Below are 3,167 nucleotides of genomic sequence, written 5' to 3'. Positions count from 1 at the left end.
GAATCTGATTTAGCTGATGAAATAATCGCAAAAGAAGCATCATTACTAAACCTACAGATAGAGGAAAAGGATAAAGAAAAAATAGGACAAGAAACCAAATTCTCTTCCCCATTGTCTCCCCAATCTTCCCAATCAACTCCCACTCCCCAATCTCCCCAATATCCAAATCGAGAGAAAGAATCAGCTTCAGTATCTGAAACAGTACGAGTTAATGTTGAACATTTAGAAAGTTTGAATTACTCAGTTGGCGAATTACTAACCAACCAAAACCGTCAGTCACTAGAAAACGAACAAGTGCGAGTAGCTGTACGATCCCTTCTCTCCCGTCTTCAAGAGCATCAGCGACTACTAGATCAACTGCAAGATTGGTACGATCGTGAATTTAATTGGTCCCGACAACGGTGGAATTTGGAATGGGAAATGGGGAATCAACCAGGGGATATAAGGATGAGGAAAAATAACTTTCTATTCCTCAATCGCCAATCACTAATTGCCAATCAATTCGATCCGCTGGAATTGGAACGTTATAATGAATCTGGATTACTAATTCAGTCAATTATTGATGATGCGGTGCAATTATCAGAGGCGACTGAAGCTATTGATTTGTTCGCGAGATCGTCTCAGCAGACGATGGAAAAACAGCGTCGGTTATTAACTAGTACCCGCGACACTCTCGTCGAAGCGAGAATGTTACCTTTAGGAGATGTCTTCAGTCGCTTCCCCCGCGTGCTAAAGCAGTTAGAAACCTTACACAATAAACCAATATTTTTGGAGTTGCGGGGAAATGAGGTTCTAGTAGATAAAACTATCGCGCAGAAACTTTACGATCCCTTACTTCACCTCATTCGCAATGCTTTCGATCACGGGATTGAGTCTCCTGCTATCCGAAAACAACGGGGGAAATCGAACCAAGGTAATATTGAAATATCTGCCTATTATCGGGGTAAACATTTAGTAATTGAAGTGCGGGATGACGGGCAAGGATTGGATTTTGAACTGATTCGTAAACGAGCAGTGGAACGTCAATTAATTGACGGAGAAGGTGCAAGATTTATGAATGAATCTCAGCTCACAGATTTACTATTTGAACCTGGTTTTTCTACAGCATTTAGTGTTAACGATCTTTCTGGACGAGGTGTTGGTTTAGATGTGGTGCGTTCCCAGGTTCAATCTCTCCAGGGTTCAGTTGTGGTTGAATCCACACCCTACTGGGGTACAACATTCAGACTACTAATTCCCCTCAGTCTAACGATTGCTAAATTGCTCCTGATTCAAGCTAATGATTGCATTTATGCCTTACTATCAGATGCAATTGAGCAAATCATTATTCCTCAACCTAGTCAAATCAGAAGCTGGGAAGATGGCAAAGTCTTGCGATGGGGCACGGGAAATGATGAGGAACTTATCCCGATTTTTCAATTGGGGACTGCGCTAGATTATTCCTCACGAATAACCAAACCTTTTTCGATAAAATATCGGCGTTTATTGAAAACTCAAGCACAGGAAATGCCTATTATTCTCATTCGCTACGAGGATAAGCTTCTTGGTTTAGAAATAGATGAACTAATCGGAGAACAGGAATTAGTTATTCGTCCTTTGGGTGCAACAATTGTACCACCAAGCTATGTTTATGGTGGTAGTATTCTACCAGATGGTCGGTTGACCTTAGTGATAGATGGCTCGGCTTTGATGGAGTATTTATGCGATCGACAAACTTATAGTAATACAAGTCAAAGCTTATCAGTAACTAATGCTACCTTAGACCAGGGAATTCTCACAAGTCAAGAGCAAAAACAATTGCCAGGAGGAGAGTATAAAACAGATAAAGGAGTAGAAAAAATTCAGGATTTAGACTTCCGACTTCCTAAATTAGTTCTCTTAGTGGATGACTCGATCACTGTGCGCCAAACTGTCTCCCTAACCTTACAGAAAGCTGGTTATCAAGTATTGCAAGCCAAGGATGGTTATGAGGCGATTGAGCAACTTCAGCATAATGCCAATATTCAGTTAGTAATTTGCGATATTGAGATGCCCCGAATGAATGGGTTTGAGTTTCTCAAATACCGTCAACAAGATTCAAGTTTAACCCAAATTCCGGTAGTAATTTTGACATCTCGCAGTGGCGAAAAGCACCGTATAATTGCCTCAGAGTTAGGGGCAACGGCTTATATCAGCAAACCCTATCTCGAACACCAGCTATTAACTACGCTAACGGATGTATTGGGTAAAATTTCAGTCAGCAGTTAATAGTTGTTTGTTATTTGTTGTTTGTTATGGACAATCAGTACTGATCTGTAACGCATATAAGTCGTATAAATGAGGCAGGCAAGATACCCGCCCTACAAAAGTTTCACAAATTGTGATTATTTTAATTAGATGCGCATTGGATTAATAACCAACAACCAATCACCAACAACCAACAACCAATCACCAATCACCAACAACCAACAACCAATCACCAACAACTATGCAAGACAATTTAAACTTAGAAAAATTCATTGTTTTTAGGATTGGGGATTGCCTCATGGCACTGCCCATCGCCAATGTCTTAAAAGTTATCAATTGTCCTGTGGGAGACAACAATGGACTAAGATCTATGGGGTTAGTTCAACTTGGCCGTCATACGATTCGCGTGTTTGATTGGCATGAAGAGTTAAACTCTAATAGTTTATCAAACTTAAGCGATCGCAAATCGTTTCTATTGATTGCCCGCACCTCTTATGGGGAACTCTGTGCCATTGTGGTGGATGAACCACCCAATTTAGTAGAATTACCTTTAGATCTAATGCGAAGCATACCTCAGTCTGAAAGTAGATCCAGTGTTTTCAAGCTAGTCAGCTATGCTGCTGTTGTCGCCCACAATGAAATGGCAACAACTATTTTTTTACTGGATTTGACGCGACTTGAAGATAGTGTAGATTCTTATCCCTTGGCTTTGAAATCTTTTTAAGTGGGGATTTTATTCAGATTTTGCATCATCTTCAATAACCGTAGGGTGGGCACTCCCCACTAATGTAATAATCAGCTTTTCAAGTGCTAAGGGGGAGTGCCCACCCTACATGAAACGGACTTAACCACCTACAGGATCTTCCGGCACTTCCCCAGATAGTATTTGTAGCCCTTATCACAGACTTTTGGGGCATTGATAACATTAGCCGGGGTGGGAG

2 protein-coding genes are annotated in these 3,167 nt (G+C 40.9%); both read left to right on the top strand.

All coding sequences use genetic code 11. The features are described 5' to 3' along the window. Positions 1-2,247 (top strand): hybrid sensor histidine kinase/response regulator (locus tag NJ959_RS27645; RefSeq protein WP_254014976.1); only part of this gene is annotated, 2,247 nt, incomplete at its 5' end. A gap of 220 nt (positions 2,248-2,467) precedes the next feature. Beyond that, entirely contained in the window at positions 2,468-2,950 is a 483-nt protein-coding gene (locus NJ959_RS27640; protein WP_256529911.1) for a chemotaxis protein CheW, read from the top strand. Positions 2,951-3,167 lie beyond the last annotated feature (217 nt).

The organism is Limnofasciculus baicalensis BBK-W-15 (genome assembly GCF_024178385.1).
Classification (GTDB): Bacteria; Cyanobacteriota; Cyanobacteriia; order Cyanobacteriales; family Coleofasciculaceae; genus Limnofasciculus; species Limnofasciculus baicalensis.
This window is presented reverse-complemented; position numbering and strand designations above follow the sequence as displayed.

What these genes read in the sequence shown, in the direction of transcription:
- NJ959_RS27640 (WP_256529911.1), top strand. Translation starts at nt 2,468, where the DNA reads ATGCAAGACAATTTAAACTTAGAAAAATTCATTGTTTTTAGGATTGGG.